The sequence below is a fragment of the Legionella fallonii LLAP-10 genome, from assembly GCF_000953135.1.
In the GTDB taxonomy this organism is placed as follows: domain Bacteria; phylum Pseudomonadota; class Gammaproteobacteria; order Legionellales; family Legionellaceae; genus Legionella; species Legionella fallonii.
Genome location: NZ_LN614827.1, coordinates 3,272,894 through 3,289,832, shown reverse-complemented (window position 1 = coordinate 3,289,832; position 16,939 = coordinate 3,272,894). Strand labels below are relative to the sequence as shown.

Here is a 16,939-nt window from a genome sequence, read left to right as displayed (position 1 = left end):
ATATGAAAAATTTCCGTTATTCTTGTCCAGAGTCACAATGTGACCATATTATTTTATCCAATCAGGACGATGGATTACTCTGTACTAATGGGCATTTTTTTCCATTTATTCAAGGCACACATGCTCCTGTTTTTGCTTGTGATGCGGATAATGCAAATGATTATGCCCAAGAAAAGGCTGTGACTATTCATGACAATTCTTTTCAATGGGTTTTTCAAACATTTGGCACAGATGAATCCACTTTAAGAAATAATTTGGTTTCTCGTTTAAATTTATCACCTAACCAGACAATTCTTGTTACTGGAGTAGGCTCAGGTAATGATCTACCTTTTCTCGCAAAAAAATTACAAGGAAAGGGGACTATTTATGCTCAAGATATATCCAAACAAATGCTTATAGCAGGCATTCAAAAATACGAATCCAATCTAAATGAATTCGGTGTGGATGTATTTTTTTCCGCGAGTGATGCAACAAATCTCCCTTTTGAAGATAATTTTTTTGATGCAGCCTATCATTTTGGCGGCCTTAATTTGTTCTCTGATATTCAGAAAGGGATTTTTGAAATGGACCGAGTCGTTAAGACAGGCGGACAAGTGCTTATTTGCGATGAAGGGATTGCCCCATGGCTAAAAGAAACTGAACTTGGGAAAATGCTTATTAAAAATAATCCCCTTTATGCTTATGAAACCCCTTTATCCTTTCTTCCTCAGAATGCTAGGTCAGTTAAATTATCCTGGGAACTCAGTCACTGCTTTTATGTCATCGAGTTTATTGTGTCCGATACTGTCCTCCCCATCAATATTGATGTTCCTCACATAGGCAAGAGAGGGGGTAGTATTCGTACACGCTACATGGGACAACTTGAAGGAGTGGATCCAGCATTGAGAGATAAAGTTTATGCGATGGCAGAAAAACTAGAGATTAGCCGAGTTGAATACTTAGAAAGGTTGCTTCGAACTGGTTGTGAGTTGTAAATTGATTCAGGAGGTAAAATGAGGGATCGTCTAAAACACGCGATACCATTTAATTGGAAAAAAAAGGGATTAGTTTTTCAACCTAATATGCCAGGTTATACCCATGGGTCACATCCTTGTGCGATACATTACAAAGATGATATTTTTATTGTTGCATTTACATGCCGTGATGCGAAAAGCCGCTCCCATGTATTTTTATCCTATGCCAAGGTATCAGATGGCCATATGTCGCTTGTCGGGGCTCCCAAACTGGCTCTCATTCCTGGTGCTCCTGGCTATTTCGACTGCGATGGTGTGATCAGTGTTTGTTTTGTGAAAAATAAAAATCAATATTATTTATATTACGTAGGTTGGCAAAACCTTCCAGAAGAATTATGGATTTGCGATACAGGAAGAGCAATTTTAGATACCCACAATCTCACCTTAGAGAAAGAATTTTTGGGACCCGTTTTGGGGCGAGATAAATACAATCCTCTCTTTGCCGCGGCTACAGCCTTTCACATAACAGATGATGTTTGGCATACATGGTATAACTCCGGAATTAAATGGGAAAAGTTAGAGCATGGATGGCACCATCATTACGGCATTCATCATGCGCAATCCCATAATGGTGTTGACTGGGTTTGTGATCCAGGAATGTGTATCCCGTTTGCAGATGAATATGAGTATGCTTTTGGTCGTCCTAGCGTTTATTATAATGAGGGTATTTATTATATGTGGTTTGCGCATCGTGCCACAAAAGATATTGCAACTTATCGTATAGGTTTTGCTTCCTCTTCTGACGGCTTGAAATGGGATCGTAACGATACTTTAGCGGGTATTGATGTATCGCCTGAAGGCTGGGATAGTGAAATGATTTGTTATCCTTATATTTTTGAGCACCAAGACCAACTTTATATGCTTTACAATGGCAATGATTACGGAAAAACCGGGTTTGGACTAGCCGCTCTGGAGAATCTCCAATGAAAAAAATTATTTTAGCTGGCAATGCAATTACAGCCAATATATTGCATGGCTATCTCTCCCAAGATAATCGCTATGAAATTGTTGGGCTCACGGTCGATGATGATTTTATAGATATAAATGGAGTTCCTGGTATCCAGTCTGTCCCATTATCAGATGTTTCTTCCATTTATAATCCTCAAGCTCATTCAGTAATTATGGCTATGGGATATAATGACATTAATCGCAGTCGTGAATCCATGTTCAACCGTCTTAAAGCCATAGGTTATCAAATAGAGTCTTATATTCATCCCGATGCTAAAGTTTATACCCACTTCCCCCTGGGTGAAGGTTGCGTTATCTTGCCCTCGGCAGTCATAGAACCTCATGTTCAAGTAGGAGCTAATAGCATGATCTGGGCAAATGTAACCTTGGCTCATCATTCCAGCATAGAGGAACACTGTTGGATAGCCTCCGGAGCTGTTATTTCTGGGCAAGCCAAAGTAAAGCGCAATTCATTTATAGGGGTTAATGCAACTATCGTTAACGAAATAGTGGTCGATGAGTACAGTATTATTGGTGCCGGAGCTTTAATAACCAAAAATACAAAACCATCAAGTGTCCATTTAGCACGTTCTGGTGAAGAACTCCGCTACTCGGCACAAGAATATGTGAATTTTTTTGGAGTTTAAAAAATGAATCAGCGTTTAGTTTCAGTTTTAGCGAATGTTTTTGGTTTAAGAACCGATGAAATTGTAGTTGGATTGACTAAAGATAGTTTAGGGAATTGGGATTCGCTAAAACAGATGGACTTGGTAGTGTCGCTTGAGCGAGAATTCAATATTGCTTTAGAAATACCTGATATTATTAAAATGGATTCCGTAGGACAAATCATTGATGTACTAGCTAACAAAGGGGTTGAGCTTGGATCTTGAAGGAGCAATTGCCCTGGTTACTGGAGGGGCAAAAGGATTAGGATTAGCAATTGCCAATAATTTGTATGAGTCTGGCGCAAAGATTCTAATCGCCGATCGAGACATTAAAGCACTGGTTGATCTTCCGGAGGGAATGGAAGGGTATGCCCTCGATGTAACCCAACCAATAGAAGTAAAAAAAGTAATCCAGGAAATTATTAAGCGCCATGGCCGTATCGATATTTTAGTAAATAATGCTGGGGTTATCTTTAGCAAGCCCATGGTAAATATCATGAATTCTCCTGAAATCATGCATGATTACGAGAGCTTTAGGAAATGCATTACTGCTAACTTGGATTCAGTATTCATTATGACATCCGCTGTTATAGAGCAAATGGTTCTGGGAAGAATTAAAGGTGTCATTGTTAATGTTAGTTCAATTAGTGCTTTCGGTAATGAAGGGCAAATTGCTTACTCGGCTGCAAAAGCCGGGGTCAATGCAATGACTGTTACTTTATCTAAAGAACTTGGTCGACTGGGTATACGTTGTAATGCAGTAGCACCGGGCTTTATTGAAACCGACTCAACTCGCCAAGCGCTTAACGAATCAATAATAAAGCACATTCAATCCAATACCCCACTGCGAAAGCTTGGTCAAGCAAAGGATGTAGCACAGGCGGTAGCTTCTGTTATAACGAATGATTTTATGAGTGGTGTTGTGTTAGATGTTAACGGTGGACTGACAATTTAATGATGATACGATTAGAAAAAAACAGTTATGAACAAATATATAGATTATATTTAAGAAGTAAATTTTTTTTTCCGTTGATTGCATCAGTACTACTCGATGAACAAGATGGTGTTGTCTATGTTAATAAACTAAACGCCCCATCCCAAGTTTACGTGGAGCATGCTTTTGGATTTGCACAAATCTTCGGTAATGTTGATATGCATTTTGAGCAAGAACTAGAGCAATATTTACTCTTCGATAAAAATTTTAGTGCCGATAAAGTTCGTCTGTATGCTCCTTATACTCCTGAATTTATAATAAAAGCTCAATATGAACCATTGAAATCTTATAGACAACGTTTTGTACTTGGCTCTGAATATCCTATTGATAAGTCAAAAATTTTGGACCAAGCAGATAAAAAAATAAGTTTCTCAGAAGTAAATCAAACCAATATTAGTATCATTGAGAGTCAATTTGGTTTGGTTTCTCGATTTTGGAGAAATGGCACTGACTTCATTCAGAAGTCCAATGCTGTTGTGATTCTTTATGAAGGAGAAGTTGCCTCAATATGCTATGCAGCAGCCCAAGCCAATAATTGCTCAGAAATAGATGTATTTACCTTACCCAATTACAGGAGTTTAGGACTTGCAAATAAAGTGGTACTTTATTTTATTACTCACTGTTTTGAGTTGGGATTAACTCCTTTGTGGGATTGTTTCACAAATAATTTGGGTTCTATGATGCTCTGTAAGTCAGTAGGATTTAATGCATTAAATACTCCTTATCCATTTTTTACCATCAATAAATAAGAGGATAAAAGTATACAGTGTTACTAAGAGCCCTATAATTTTGAAGATAAAATATGAATAAATATTACCATAATTTAGGTTTGTTATTTGATGATGTTGCATTAGAGAATGCAATTCAACCTGCCCTTTGTTATCCAGAACAATACATTAACTATAAGGATTTAAGTGAGTGGGCCCAACGGTTAGGTGTTTTTTTACTTTCCAAAGGAGTTCAACCTGGCGATGTTATTGCAATTGGAAGTAATAAGAAATTTTTGACCTATGCACTGATGCTTGCATCAATTCGACTTGGTGTGGCCTATGTGAACATTGACGTCACTGCGCCATTGGCTCGAAATTTACCTATTATTGAAGTAAGTCAGACTGAATTTTTATTTTATGATGAGCCTTCTTTCAGTCAGCGGATGTATGAATTAGCTCATGCAGGTAAGATTCAAGCAATTGAACTGATTTCTGATGAGCTTCCAGAGGTTACTCCGAGGGATAGGGAAAAACAAAAGGAGTTAATGCGAAAAATTGATGGTTCTACTATTGCCTATGTTATGTTCACTTCAGGGTCTACTGGAATTCCTAAAGGGGTTGCTGTAACACATCAAAATGTATTGCATTTTATATCTTGGGGACATCAGTATTTTCAAATAAAAAATCATGATAATTTTGCCAATTTAAGCCCCTTATATTTTGACAACTCTGTCTTTGATTTTTACGTGGGATTATTTTCTGGTGCATCATTAAGTCCTATCCCTCGTGAGTTATTGACAAAACCCTATGAGCTCGTCGCTCATGTAGGAAAGATGGAGTGTACCATTTGGTTTTCAGTACCTTCCTTATTAATTTACTTAGTGGCTATGAAAGCAATGGAAATCAGCACACTATCAAAATTACGTCATATTATTTTTGGTGGTGAAGGTTACCCCAAAGCAGAACTTAAAAAACTTTATGATTTATTTAACAAACAAGCAACATTAGTTAATGTTTATGGTCCCACCGAATGTACGTGTATTAGTAGTGCTTATAAATTAAGTGAGGATGATTTCAAACACTTGAATGGACTTCCTTCTTTAGGAAAACTCAATCCAAACTTTGATTATCTTATTCTTGATGAACATGATAAAGAAGCATGTGAAGGCGAACTCTGTCTTTTAGGTCCTAATGTCGCGGCTGGTTATTTTAACGAATTGGAACGCAGTGCCAAAACGTTTATTACCCTTACTGATCCACGACGGTTCATGAAGCGTATGTACCGTACTGGAGATCTCGTTCAAGAAACAGAAGGAATGCTTCATTTCATCGGACGAAAAGACAATCAAGTAAAGCATATGGGATATCGTATTGAGTTAGAAGAAATTGAACACGCTCTCGTGAGTTTTATGCAAATAAACCAAGCAGCAGTCGTTTATCATCGGACAAATGTTGCCTATGGGAAACTTATTGGTTTTGTAGCAAGTGCTGAGGATATTGATGAGCAGGTCCTTTTAGGTAATTTAACCGGGTTACTCCCAACATATATGATACCCAGTCGCATTATCGTGAGAAAAGAGCTACCTAAAAATCCAAATGGAAAAGTCGATCGACAGCAACTTCTTCTACAATGTGCGGATTAAGAATGAAGACATTAATGCAAAGCTCTTCGGGTCTATACCAGTTCATTCGATATGGTGTTGTCGGGGTAATTAACAACTTAATTGGCTATCTTATTTATTTGTTTGTCACTTTTTTTTGGCTTGAGCCTAAAATGGCTATTACTCTTCTTTATCCTGTAGGAGTATTAATAGGTTATTTTAGTCACTTTAAGTATTCATTCGCATACCAAGGGAAACATGGATTGGCCATAGTACGATATGGAGTGGCACATTTTATTGGTTACGGTATCAATTTTATGATGTTGCTAATTTTTGTAGATAAACTTAAGTATCTACATCAGACGGTTCAGGCATTAGCTATTTTTGTGGTTGCAAGTGCTTTGTTTCTTATGTTTCGGTATTTTGTTTTTCCAAAAAAAGTTATAGAGAAGCAAACCCCTGAGTTCGCCTCTTAAATAAAAAATAATCATGACCGTTCAAGCAATGGCGTCAAATTAAGCATGCATGGCCCGGATGACGCCCCGCTAATCTGGGACATGTTACAAAAAATTAAGTTGACACCATTGCTTGAACGGTTATCTCTACAGGGCACCGTTTAATTAATGACTTTTTCAAAAACATCAATAAAGTGTTCTTGCTGGTGTTTAGTAAGACCAATCCATAAGGGCAACCTAATAATACATTCTGCTTGACGATCGGTCACATTTAATTCATCAATGGTTTTACCATATCGTTTTCCACCAGGGGAGGTGTGTAACGGCACGTAATGAAATACTGAATTGATACCGTGACCATTTAATCCATCAAGAACTCTTTGTCTATTAATCTTTGGGTCTAAGAGGATGTAATACATATGGGCATTGTGCTGGCATTCCTTGGGGACAATAGGGCGTCTTAGGATACCTCTGGATTCAAATGGCTCTAACAGTTCATGATAATGTTGCCAAAGGGCAAGACGAGCGTGTGTTATGGCCTCAGCTTCTTTCAACTGCGCCCAAAGAAATGCGGCTATTAATTCACTGGGTAAATACGATGAGCCTACTTCATGCCAAGTGTATTTATCGACTTCTCCACGGAAGAATCGGCTACGATCTGTCCCTTTTTCACGAATAATTTCTGCCCTCAAGGAAAATTCAGGATCATTAACTAATAAAGCACCTCCTTCACCTGAGATGACATTTTTAGTTTCATGAAAACTATAAGCCCCCAAATGTCCTATGCTCCCTAACTGACGACCTTTATAGCTTGCCATCATACCTTGAGCTGCATCCTCCACCACGTTTAATCCGTATTGTTGTGCTACAGACAAGATACTGTCCATTTCACATGATACTCCAGCATAATGAACAGGAACAATCGCGCGAGTACGTGGTGTTATTGCTGACTCAATCAGTTGCTCATCCAAATTCAGTGTGTCTTCCCGAATATCGACAAAGACTGGGGTGCCACCTCGTAATACAAATGCATTTGCAGTGGAAACAAAGGTAAATGATGGCATGATGATTTCATCGCCAGGCTTTATTTCAAGTAATAGAGCTGCCATCTCTAGAGCTGCCGTGCATGAGTGGGTTAACAGAGCTTTGCGGCAATTTGTTTTATTTTCTAGCCATTGATGGCAGCGCTTAGTAAATGGACCGTCACCAGACAGACAACCATTAGCGTGAGCTTCAATAATATAGTCAAGCTCTTTTCCTGTCATATAAGGCCAATTAAAGGGTATTCGTGAATTTTCCATTTTTTTTCCATGTCTATTCAATGATGACAACAGTTTTTTACAATTTATCCTCGTGCGATTACGAAGGTTCCTGCCATAATTAATGCAACTCTCTCTACTTTTGGTAAAGTGATGGGTTCGTATAATAACCAGGCACTTAGAATCATCACAAGAACAAAATTTAAACTCATAAATGAATAGGCCTGACCTAAATCAAGTTTTGTCATGGTAATCGTCCATGCAAGGGAGGCCAAAATTGCAGCTATGAAGCTAGATAAAATAAAGGGGGCAAAAAAAAGGAAGGATAAAAATTTTATTTTTTCTACAGTGGTCTCTAATAGTGGACCATAATTTGCAATGCGCCATTTCAAAATTAATTGTCCATATACTGTAAATACAATAGTCGCAAAAATAGTAGTATATTTAATCAGGATTAACATTAAAGAGCCTCTTTACGGCAAGACCATAAGACGAATAGTTTACTTTTTAACTTCGTTTTGTGTTCACGGCTCTTAACGCATTTATACTCTGATTCTTTATGGTTTGCAAATGACTAATTTACTAGTAACTGCCTCTGAAGATTGATATAATTTTGATGAAAAAACACAATCATCAGTTTCTAAATCATTCATCTTAACTCGTTAGAGCGCGCGGCTCATAAAACTGAATTTATTAGTAGTTTGTGTGCTTCATAACCACTTCGTTAAGATAAGTAATTTGCGTGAAATATCGCGAGTCACAAAGATATTTGTGATCCTAGGAGAGACTTTTTTCTATGCCATATTTTTTTATGGAGAGTTTTAAATATGGAGCTAAAAACTATAGTAACATTTGATAATCAGCGAGTGAGAAAGTTAGCTTTTTGGGTAATGTTAGGTTCTTTCCTGGAGCTCATGTGCATCATAGGTGGTGCAAAACCAAGTGTTTTTTCTTTTTTGTTTTTGATTCTTTTCATGGGATGTATTTCTCATGCAGGGGAAACCTTGATGAGTCTTTGGGGAGGTGGGGCTTCTAGCAGTGACACAGCGATGACATTAGTAGTTGGTATAGCTGTTCTATCTATTCCCATGATGTTCCTTGTTTTAATGCTTCCTATAACTTCTTTCATCAGTTTTATTATTACATACTCCTGTTTTTTTATCCTTTTCTTCCGAAAAAGAATAGCTCAGCCTTTTTCGTATCGACTGCATGATTTACTGATTCTTTTTATTTTGATGATAATTATTGCAATCGCTTCCTACATTACTGCAGGTAGCGTTATCGCTATGATGAGTGGACATGAGTTTCATGCATGGTCTGATAATTATATCCATGGCATCACTATTAATTCATTTTCAAATCATTTATCTGTTGGGCGCGGGGATCCTAATTTAGTTGATACACCAAAACCATTTTACCATTATGCTGCGTTTGTTTTAGCCGGGGCGACAATGCCGATTACAGGCTTGTCTGGCATTGCTACAGCTACAGCAGTACTTTTGCCACTGGGACTACTCGTAGCTCTCTTAGGCCTTTATGCTTTAGCTTTTGAATTAGGAGGGCGATTTGTTGCGATTATTTCTATAGCACTAATCGTTTGCTTACCAGAACCTGCAGCCTATACGAAAGTTGGATTTTTTGATTTCTATTGGCTTTTATTTACCGCGCCTGGCTCTGGTTATGCCATTGGGGTTACTGCAGTCACTTTTGCTTTATTAAATCGCTATCTTAATAATGGGACTCGATCAACACTTTTTTTAAGCATTGGACTACTATTCTCACTGATTTTTATTAGAGCTCATTTTTTTTTAGCTAGTGCGCCTGCATTTTTCTATTTATTGGTTCTTCAACAATTTCCTAATCAGAGACGAAAGATTTTGTTTAGTTCTCTAATGTTGGCGATAGCCATCACAATACTACTTTCATTGAACAGTTGGGCTCATGATTTATGGCTCCATTACTCTAAACCAATGGAGTTTTTATCTATTATAGAAAGTCCTTACACGGCTAAAATTTTGGCAAGTATTACTCCTTTCTTTTTAAAATTAACAATACAGATACTCGTGGTTTTGATTGCTGTTTTAGGCGGGCTATTGATTATCTTTCCTGTACTTTCTCTAATAGTTTATCTAAGCAAAGAGAGGCAAAAAAGTAGTTTAATTGCTCTATTACCGTGGTTACTCATTATAAATTATATAGGTCTTGTTTTGTTCGCACCTATAGCAGCAAATGGGGATCTATCTGAATACAAACATAGGTGCTTTATTCTCCTTTATCCTATTCTTATGATTTTTTCTACATATTTGGGAAAGGAAATAGTAACCTCCAAAAAGCCTAATATTTCTCAATCTTCTTCTAGAGTAGAATATGGTGTATTACTATTCACCCTGGTTATAACTTTGGGATGGATGTCTATACGCAATCCAGCCGAGCCTATGTATGATACATTGCCGTGGGCAAAGGATTTCTTTGATCGCAAAATAACATATGGTGTTCCTGAAGTTGTTCAGTTTATTAAATCAAATTCTGAAAAAGGGGATGTGTTAGCATTTAATATAGAGGCATCAAAAAATTCCCTAAATACTCCAGCAATCGAAACAATGTCATTAGCAGGTATACCTGCTTATGCAGCAAGAATGGAGAATTCGGTAAACTCACATATAGGCAAAAGCATTATTGGTAAACGAATGCAAATATTAGGCGATATAGAGCGTCAAGAGAGTTGGGTTCAAGCACAGAAAATCATGGTTACGCATGGTATTCGCTGGTATGTTTATTTTAACAAGATGTACCCTAATTTTGACCCAAAAGGTGACTATGCTACCTTCCATATAGATGGTATTACCGTTTACGATAGCAAATTAATAATAAAGACGAATTTTTCAAAGAAGACCTTATTTACCAAGACTAATAAGAATCTATCTTAATAATGAAAATTAGGCTCTTTCCCTAAAACGGGGGGAATTTTCGTCACAGAAAACGTCATCTGTTTTGACCGGGATAGTCGCAACGTAAACAGACTCTAGAAACAACTCCCAGAGATTTAAGATCTAGGCGCATCATAACTAGAGAAGATGTAGCCTGGGTGCAGCGCTAGCGTAACCCAGGAACGGTGTGGCACCAAAAAGCAGGATAAACACCGCATTAGAAATTTTTTGTATCACTAATTTTGTATCACTAATAAGGTGCAATAAAGTGTATGCATTCGGCTAAATACACCTACCAGCACTTCATGCATCGGAACCACGAACAAGAAGCAAAGGGGTGGTTGCAATTCGAATGATATTCTCAGCTACGCTACCTAAAAAAAGGCGACTAAAACCACGTCGGCCATGAGTACCTATAACCAATAAATCAGCAGGCCACTTCTTTGCTTCTTCGGCGATTACCTCCGCAACTCTTCCCTGTAATGGTTTTAGTTCAAGGAGAGATGTTTCAACTTTAATGGATGATTGGGATGTTATTATTCTTGAAGCATTATCTAAAATGTTCTGTCCCTCTTCTCGCCAATGGGCAATTAGTGAGAGATAATCAAAAGATGGCCCACCATAATGGACAAAACTTTCATCAAGCACGTGGATGATACGTAAATTAACGTCCTGGTCTTTTGTTAATTTAATGACCTCTTCAACCAAAGAATCAGATACTTTGCTTCCATCAATTGCTAGCATAATATTCTTATACATTATAATGACTCCCTGTTCCTATAAATCGACGTAATGACTATTTACTCATTACATGAATATCCTAAAGACTCCAGTCCTTTCTCCAAATAATAAGCAATTGTAGGTTTGGAAAATAAATAGGCTGTTAAATCAGGGGGTAAATTATTCCTTGCCTCCTTATGCGCACTACTCCAATCTTCTTCAACAAAATCACCTCGGCCTATAAACATCAAAGAAAGGAGATCAACTTTCTCATCAATATTCAGGTCTTCTATTATTTGTTTTACGTTAGTATAAGTCAGATCGTCAGAGTGATCTGCTAAAATTTGTAACATATCATATTCATACTCTGAGTTTGGTGCCTCTTCCGGGAAAGTAACACCTTCTTTTGCCTGAAATTCCTTTGCTTTATCAATTATAAAACAAACAGTATCAGGTTTAATATTTAATACATTTGTGTTTAACATTTTTATCTCCTTTTCCTTAATAACAAAGCAAAGAGCTAACTTTTGCTTGGGTACATTTATTTTCCGACAACTAAGTATCACCATGAAATTTAATTACAGTGAAATGCCCTAGCTAGTTGCCGTGAATATAGGCTCTACTTTGGCTCCAGGTTTAAGTTTTGTTTTAACCGGATCAAAAATCCGATAGGTGACGAGCTTCACATGGTCAGTCAAAAGTGCCCAAACAAGCGCATATCCCCATACGAATCCTGCCCAACTCCAGCCTAACGGTGTCATCAGGAAGCCATAAACCGCAATAAATGTCGCCGAGATTTGTGCTCCCAGCACGGCCATCCATAATATACGTGCCGGGCGTATGGATCAGAATGAACCGTTTCAATAAAAGACATAGCAATGCTCCTGAATAGTCATCAACCCATAATGGAGTAACCAGCATCAACGTAATGTACTTGACCTGTTATATCCACAGCCGCATCGCTGACAAGAAACGCCGCTAAATTACCGACATTTTTAATATCAACTAAATGATGCAACGGAGAACGTTGTTCTTCAGCATCTATATACTCATTAAAATTAGGAATTCCAGAGGAAGCTCGTGTTTTGATAGGTCCGGGTGAAATGGCATTGACTCTAATTTTTTTCGCTCCTAATTCACTAGCCAGGTATCTAACCGACGCTTCTAATGCGGCCTTAACTACACCCATTAAATTATAATTAAGTATGACTTTTTGGCTGCCATAATAGGTCATAGTCAAGATACTGCCGCCATTTTTCATCAAGGGTACTGCGTATTTCGACAGTCGAATTAAAGAATGACAGGAGATATCCATCGCCTCGAGGAATCCTTCCTTGGAACATTCAACTAATGGGCCTTCCAAATCAGCTTTAGGGGCAAAAGCCATTGAATGTAACATGAAATCCAGCTTTCCCCATTTTTTTTCAATCGCGGCAAATAATGCAATAATTTCTTCTTCTTTTTGCACATTACAAGGAAGAATAAGGGGGGATTTTACTTGTAGTGCCAAGGGACGCATGAAAGGCTCTGCTTTGGCATTAAGAAAGGTTGTCGCCAATTCTGCATTCGATTCACGAAATTGTTCTGCACATCCATAGGCAATGCTGTGCTCATTGGAGATGCCGGTCACTAAACCTTTTTTATTTGTCAGATCAATTATCACGTAAAATCTCCCTTTTACTTACAGATTAATGCATCATTTCTACTACGTCGGCTGTTACTTCACCATGCTTCCAGACGCCTCTTGCGTCGGTTGTCTCTTCATCCCCAATGATCTCAATCGCCAAAAACGATTGTATATAAATATTGAAAGAGAATTGTTCCCATAATGTATTTTGAAATCGATGATCTGACTGTTTCACATCAATGCATGGTTCACATTTTTGACCGCTGCAAGAATGCATAAGATAAACTAAAAATTGTATATTTTTTTGCGTGGTGTTGTTGATTAGGTCTAATTTTTTATCAGGAGAATTATCAAAATGTGTTAACCAATCTGAATAGGCAGATAAGACAGACGGTAGTGATAACCAACCAGAAGAATGGCTTAACCACGCATGTAATGGCTTATCTATTCTTACTTTAAGAGAGTCTTTTGATTCACTACCAGATAAATTTGATTCAACTAATGATAATGAGTTTTTATTATGTCTCCGGACTATTCCCTGTTTATTCATAGTCGTCTCCATATTATGAAAGCCGAAGAAATGTGTATTTTATTGCGTTATTCGATGTTAAAGTACTCTCTATCACGAGATTTAGTGACTCGAATCTTTGAGTATTAGTTCTCATTTGAGAGAACTAATACTATTTCTTCTTTTCTTAATAGATATTGCGATAAGGTTGAAATAAACCCAAATTGGCCATTGATATTTAATTATAGTTATTTGAAATACAAAGAGCAAAAAAATAAGTACATTGATTAAGTAAACAAATGAACAACTCATCAGCTAATAAAAAGAACTATTTTATCGACTAGGGCCTGGCAGTTACGAGTCAAAAAGATCAAACTAATCTTTAAAGCGTGCAGGGCAATGTTCTGTTGAGTATGGAATCAATAGAGTAGCATAGTCGCCTTTAATTTCGCCGTCCAATATTTGCTTGTGCAGAGTGCGCGGGGCGCTTTCTGTGATTATTTTCAGCTGTTTTGTAAGTAAAGAACTGTTTAGGCTGATTCCTCTGGTCTTGGTGTCGATTTTGCATTAATTCGGGATCAGCGGAAAAAAATAGTTCAATTAGATAAATAAACTATAAATGATTAGAAATAAAACTTGCACTGCAGTCACGATAAGTCCATTTTGTATCATGGCTTTAACATTGTCACTTCCTGCAAAACCCATCGCAGCAAACATATTTGCACCAGGATATGCATAATTAGTAACGCGGGTGGCAAAAAGCATGCATAAAGCAAAAGTAACCATAGGAAGTTGCATCTGAATGACGGCAGGATTAAAAAGTTGATGCAGCATTTTAATAGTTGCTTCCGCTGCCCCAGGCATACCAAAAGCACCAGTCAAGCCGATTAACATCGATAATATCGGCTTGCCTCCTAGGGTAATTAATGGCGTTAATAATTGGGTTAAGGCAGTAAATCCTCCTGCTTGATGAATCAGAGCCATAAAGGGATCAAATAAAATAAATAAAAAGAAAAGATGTAAACTTTTTTGCATCCCTTCAAGTAATAAATTAAAGATTTGTTTCAAGCTTAATTTACTCGTCAATCCGACAACAAAGGCTAAAAATAACATGACAAAAATAACATAGGAGGTTTTCGCTTGCGTGAATAAGCCATAAAGTACGCAAGTCAAAAAGGCGAGCAAAAAGAACAGAGTACTGCGTTTTTGTTGTCTATTAGGAATAAATGGCTCGGAGCTGTCTTCATCATCACAAAGCTCGTCTCCATACTGTCGTTGTAGTCGTGAAGCCATAAACCATGTAGTAATTAGAGTAACTAAGGCCACAGGTAGAGAAGCATAAAGAAGCATAGTCCCATAATTTATTCCTGTAACACCGAGTAAGGTCACTACGGGAGGAGCAAAGGGTCCAATAATTAACGCTTCTTCAGCAGAAGCCTGCATTAATACAGCTAAACTAGGACGTGATAATCTTACTGAGCCAGCAACAGGGCGCAAACTGGGAGCCAAGATGGCTAATCCTCCAGCCAGCGTTCCAAGTAAGCCCACCATAATAAACGATGAGAGAATAATACCAATTTTAGCACGTCGTTGAGTATTAACCCCAATCCCATAAACGATTTGATGCACCAGAGTATGGCTGACCTGGGTGTGTGTCAAAATCTCACCTAATCCACGGCCTAGCATGATAATAAAACCAACTAGAGCCATGAAGGAGCCTAGAGCATCAGCTATAGAATTCCCTATGGCAATGGGACTGCTGTGATTATATAAAAAACCTAATCCAACACAGAGTGCAGTTGCTATTAGTGGATCAACATTGCGAAATAGCATCACGGCATAAAGAATAATAATAAATAAACTGGCTAACTGAATATAAAAAGACATTAGTGGATCTCTCCAATCCAGTTCAAACCCTGGCTAATCCCTTCAATTCCCAAACCAGGTTTGTCTGACAAAACAATTTTATTACCTGACCGTTGGGCCCCACCAAGAACGTAATTTTCGAGAATCAAAAAAATGGGGTCGAGATCAGCATAGAAAATATCGGGTTTGCTTGCAGCAAAGCTGGCTATAGCAGCTATTCCAATAGGTGACTCCAGCATACACCCAACCATTATAGCTATCTCTGCTGTTTTGGCGATGTTATAAATAGCTTGAGCATTCTCTATACCTCCTGATTTCATCAACTTAATATTGACCCCATCACAGGCATTCATTTTTGCAATATTCAGTGCATCTTTAGGTGAAAAGCAAGCCTCATCAGCAATAATAGAGCAATCAACTTGATCACATATCGCCTTTAAGTGTGGTAAATCTTGAGCACTAATTGGTTGCTCAACCATAGGAATATTCAATTGTTGTTGTTTAAAAGCAGCAATAACCTTTAATGCATCCTCATAAGACCATCCTTGATTAGCATCTACGAGTAAAGTGATGTCATTGCCTATGGCTTGACGAATAGCACGAACGCGTTCAATGTCTTCAATTGGATTTAAACCTAATTTTATTTTTATGGTTTTATACCCTTGATTGACTAAATCAATTGCATCAACCACCATCTCGTCACTCGCTTTAACGCTTATAGTAATACAAGAGCTAATGCTATTCGTATTACCTCCCAACATCTTGTAAAGAGGTAAACCGCAATACTGAGCAAATAAATCATGCAATGCTATATCAATAGCGGCCTTTGCAGAAGTATTACCCGCGATATTTTGGTTATTCATCTGCAACAACAAATTCAATTCAGAAATACTTCGCCCAATTAACTGGGGGCCCAAAATGTTTTTAATGGCCTTGATAATCGATTCCGTACTGTCTCCAGTGATGGCTGGAGTTGATGCTGCAGAACCATAACCCACCGCGCCGCGATCGGTTTTAATCATTATTACTACATCATCAACGCACTCAGTGCGTCTGACCGCAGTAATAAATGGACGAATTAATGGAATGGTTAATTGCGCAATATGAATTTCAGTAATCTTCATGCAAACACCTTTTTTAAAATTTATTGCGTCTAAAATAACTTCTCTTTATTTGGGTGTGTTGACAATTGCTCTCCACCGTCTACGTGCTTCGGCTTGTCCGAGGCATCCAGGCGGATGCTCAGTTAAGAGCAAATTTTTTTGTATAAATCATCCCAAACAGGATTTATTTTTTCAATCAAATTTAATTTCCATTGTCTAGGCCAATTTTTAAAGCGTTTCTCACGGCGGGCAGCCTCCGCATAGGTCTCATGCATTTCATAATAGACCAGCATATCTACATTATACTTAGACGTAAACCCTGACGTCACCTGGTTTTTATGTTCCCAGACCCACTCTAGATCAGGTTCTTCTACAAGATCTTTAATAATCTTCATCACCTTATACTTTGATGACCATCGATTGAACTGTTGATCAATTGAATTCCAGTATCCATAATCTGTTGGTAGGTCTCGTCAAGGACCGTCGATACGCATGCGGTGGGGAGCAATTGTCAACATCCCCTAATGAGAGGCTAACTTTTTA

19 protein-coding genes are annotated in these 16,939 nt (G+C 37.9%); 9 read left to right on the top strand and 10 right to left on the bottom strand.

What is annotated here, in order from left to right; translation table 11 throughout:
* The first annotated feature begins 2 nt into the window (after positions 1-2).
* Genes LFA_RS13780 through LFA_RS13745 form a run of 8 tightly spaced genes read left to right on the top strand, consistent with a single transcriptional unit; the run spans position 3 to position 6,407 of the window.
* Positions 3-974, top strand: a complete 972-nt coding sequence (locus LFA_RS13780) for a class I SAM-dependent methyltransferase (protein ID WP_052673975.1) — start codon at positions 3-5, stop codon at positions 972-974.
* 18 nt (positions 975-992) lie between these two features.
* The gene (locus LFA_RS13775; protein WP_052673974.1) at positions 993-1,940 is read left to right on the top strand and encodes a glycoside hydrolase family protein; all 948 of its coding nucleotides are present in this window, start codon (positions 993-995) and stop codon (positions 1,938-1,940) included.
* Positions 1,937-2,608, top strand: a complete 672-nt coding sequence (locus tag LFA_RS13770) for an acetyltransferase (protein WP_045096689.1) — start codon at positions 1,937-1,939, stop codon at positions 2,606-2,608. The genes LFA_RS13775 and LFA_RS13770 overlap by 4 nt, the downstream gene beginning before the upstream one ends.
* A 3-nt stretch (positions 2,609-2,611) precedes the next feature.
* A complete protein-coding gene (locus tag LFA_RS13765) occupies positions 2,612-2,851 on the top strand; it encodes an acyl carrier protein (protein ID WP_045096688.1) in 240 nt (79 codons plus the stop codon).
* Positions 2,841-3,581, top strand: a complete 741-nt coding sequence (locus LFA_RS13760) for an SDR family NAD(P)-dependent oxidoreductase (protein WP_045096687.1) — start codon at positions 2,841-2,843, stop codon at positions 3,579-3,581. The genes LFA_RS13765 and LFA_RS13760 overlap by 11 nt, the downstream gene beginning before the upstream one ends.
* Positions 3,581-4,369 (top strand): GNAT family N-acetyltransferase, encoded by a 789-nt coding sequence (locus LFA_RS13755; protein ID WP_045096686.1) that lies wholly within the window; start codon positions 3,581-3,583, stop codon positions 4,367-4,369. The genes LFA_RS13760 and LFA_RS13755 overlap by 1 nt, the downstream gene beginning before the upstream one ends.
* Positions 4,370-4,422: 53 nt before the next feature.
* Positions 4,423-5,973 carry an amino acid adenylation domain-containing protein gene (locus tag LFA_RS13750; protein WP_045096685.1) on the top strand — a complete coding sequence of 517 codons (1,551 nt, stop codon included), beginning with the start codon at positions 4,423-4,425 and terminating at the stop codon, positions 5,971-5,973.
* Between the two features lie 2 nt (positions 5,974-5,975).
* Positions 5,976-6,407: a GtrA family protein gene (locus tag LFA_RS13745; RefSeq protein ID WP_197541188.1), complete on the top strand. Its 432-nt coding sequence runs from the start codon at positions 5,976-5,978 to the stop codon at positions 6,405-6,407.
* Positions 6,408-6,547: 140 nt separating this feature from the next.
* Here the strand turns inward: LFA_RS13745 and rffA are convergent, their stop codons facing one another.
* Both rffA and LFA_RS13735 read right to left on the bottom strand, forming a co-directional pair.
* Positions 6,548-7,687 carry a dTDP-4-amino-4,6-dideoxygalactose transaminase gene (gene rffA / locus LFA_RS13740; RefSeq protein WP_045096684.1) on the bottom strand — a complete coding sequence of 380 codons (1,140 nt, stop codon included), beginning with the start codon at positions 7,685-7,687 and terminating at the stop codon, positions 6,548-6,550.
* Between the two features lie 44 nt (positions 7,688-7,731).
* Positions 7,732-8,106 carry a DMT family transporter gene (locus tag LFA_RS13735; RefSeq protein ID WP_084602191.1) on the bottom strand — a complete coding sequence of 125 codons (375 nt, stop codon included), beginning with the start codon at positions 8,104-8,106 and terminating at the stop codon, positions 7,732-7,734.
* A gap of 366 nt (positions 8,107-8,472) precedes the next feature.
* Here LFA_RS13735 and LFA_RS13730 point away from each other — a divergent pair, with 366 nt between their 5' ends.
* The gene (locus tag LFA_RS13730; RefSeq protein ID WP_045096683.1) at positions 8,473-10,572 is read left to right on the top strand and encodes a hypothetical protein; all 2,100 of its coding nucleotides are present in this window, start codon (positions 8,473-8,475) and stop codon (positions 10,570-10,572) included.
* A 303-nt stretch (positions 10,573-10,875) separates the two neighbouring features.
* Here LFA_RS13730 and LFA_RS13725 read toward each other — a convergent pair whose 3' ends face one another.
* The 8 genes from LFA_RS13725 to LFA_RS13690 all read right to left on the bottom strand — a co-directional run bounded on the left by LFA_RS13725 (position 10,876) and on the right by LFA_RS13690 (position 16,791).
* Positions 10,876-11,331 (bottom strand): universal stress protein, encoded by a 456-nt coding sequence (locus LFA_RS13725; RefSeq protein WP_045096682.1) that lies wholly within the window; start codon positions 11,329-11,331, stop codon positions 10,876-10,878.
* A gap of 41 nt (positions 11,332-11,372) precedes the next feature.
* Positions 11,373-11,777, bottom strand: a complete 405-nt coding sequence (locus tag LFA_RS13720; protein ID WP_045096681.1) for a DUF3775 domain-containing protein — start codon at positions 11,775-11,777, stop codon at positions 11,373-11,375.
* Between the two features lie 108 nt (positions 11,778-11,885).
* The gene (locus LFA_RS13715) at positions 11,886-12,104 is read right to left on the bottom strand and encodes a hypothetical protein (protein WP_045096680.1); all 219 of its coding nucleotides are present in this window, start codon (positions 12,102-12,104) and stop codon (positions 11,886-11,888) included.
* An 83-nt stretch (positions 12,105-12,187) separates the two neighbouring features.
* Entirely contained in the window at positions 12,188-12,955 is a 768-nt protein-coding gene (fabI, locus tag LFA_RS13710) for an enoyl-ACP reductase FabI (RefSeq protein WP_172653476.1), read from the bottom strand.
* 25 nt (positions 12,956-12,980) lie between these two features.
* Positions 12,981-13,469: a poly-beta-hydroxybutyrate polymerase N-terminal domain-containing protein gene (locus tag LFA_RS13705; RefSeq protein WP_045096679.1), complete on the bottom strand. Its 489-nt coding sequence runs from the start codon at positions 13,467-13,469 to the stop codon at positions 12,981-12,983.
* A gap of 558 nt (positions 13,470-14,027) precedes the next feature.
* Complete coding sequence (locus LFA_RS13700) at positions 14,028-15,314, bottom strand: Na+/H+ antiporter NhaC family protein (protein WP_045096678.1); 1,287 nt, start codon at positions 15,312-15,314, stop codon at positions 14,028-14,030.
* Positions 15,314-16,417: a dipeptide epimerase gene (locus LFA_RS13695; RefSeq protein ID WP_045096677.1), complete on the bottom strand. Its 1,104-nt coding sequence runs from the start codon at positions 16,415-16,417 to the stop codon at positions 15,314-15,316. Before LFA_RS13695 ends, LFA_RS13700 begins: the two co-directional genes overlap by 1 nt.
* Before the next feature lie 122 nt (positions 16,418-16,539).
* Positions 16,540-16,791, bottom strand: a complete 252-nt coding sequence (locus LFA_RS13690; RefSeq protein WP_045096676.1) for a GIY-YIG nuclease family protein — start codon at positions 16,789-16,791, stop codon at positions 16,540-16,542.
* Positions 16,792-16,939 lie beyond the last annotated feature (148 nt).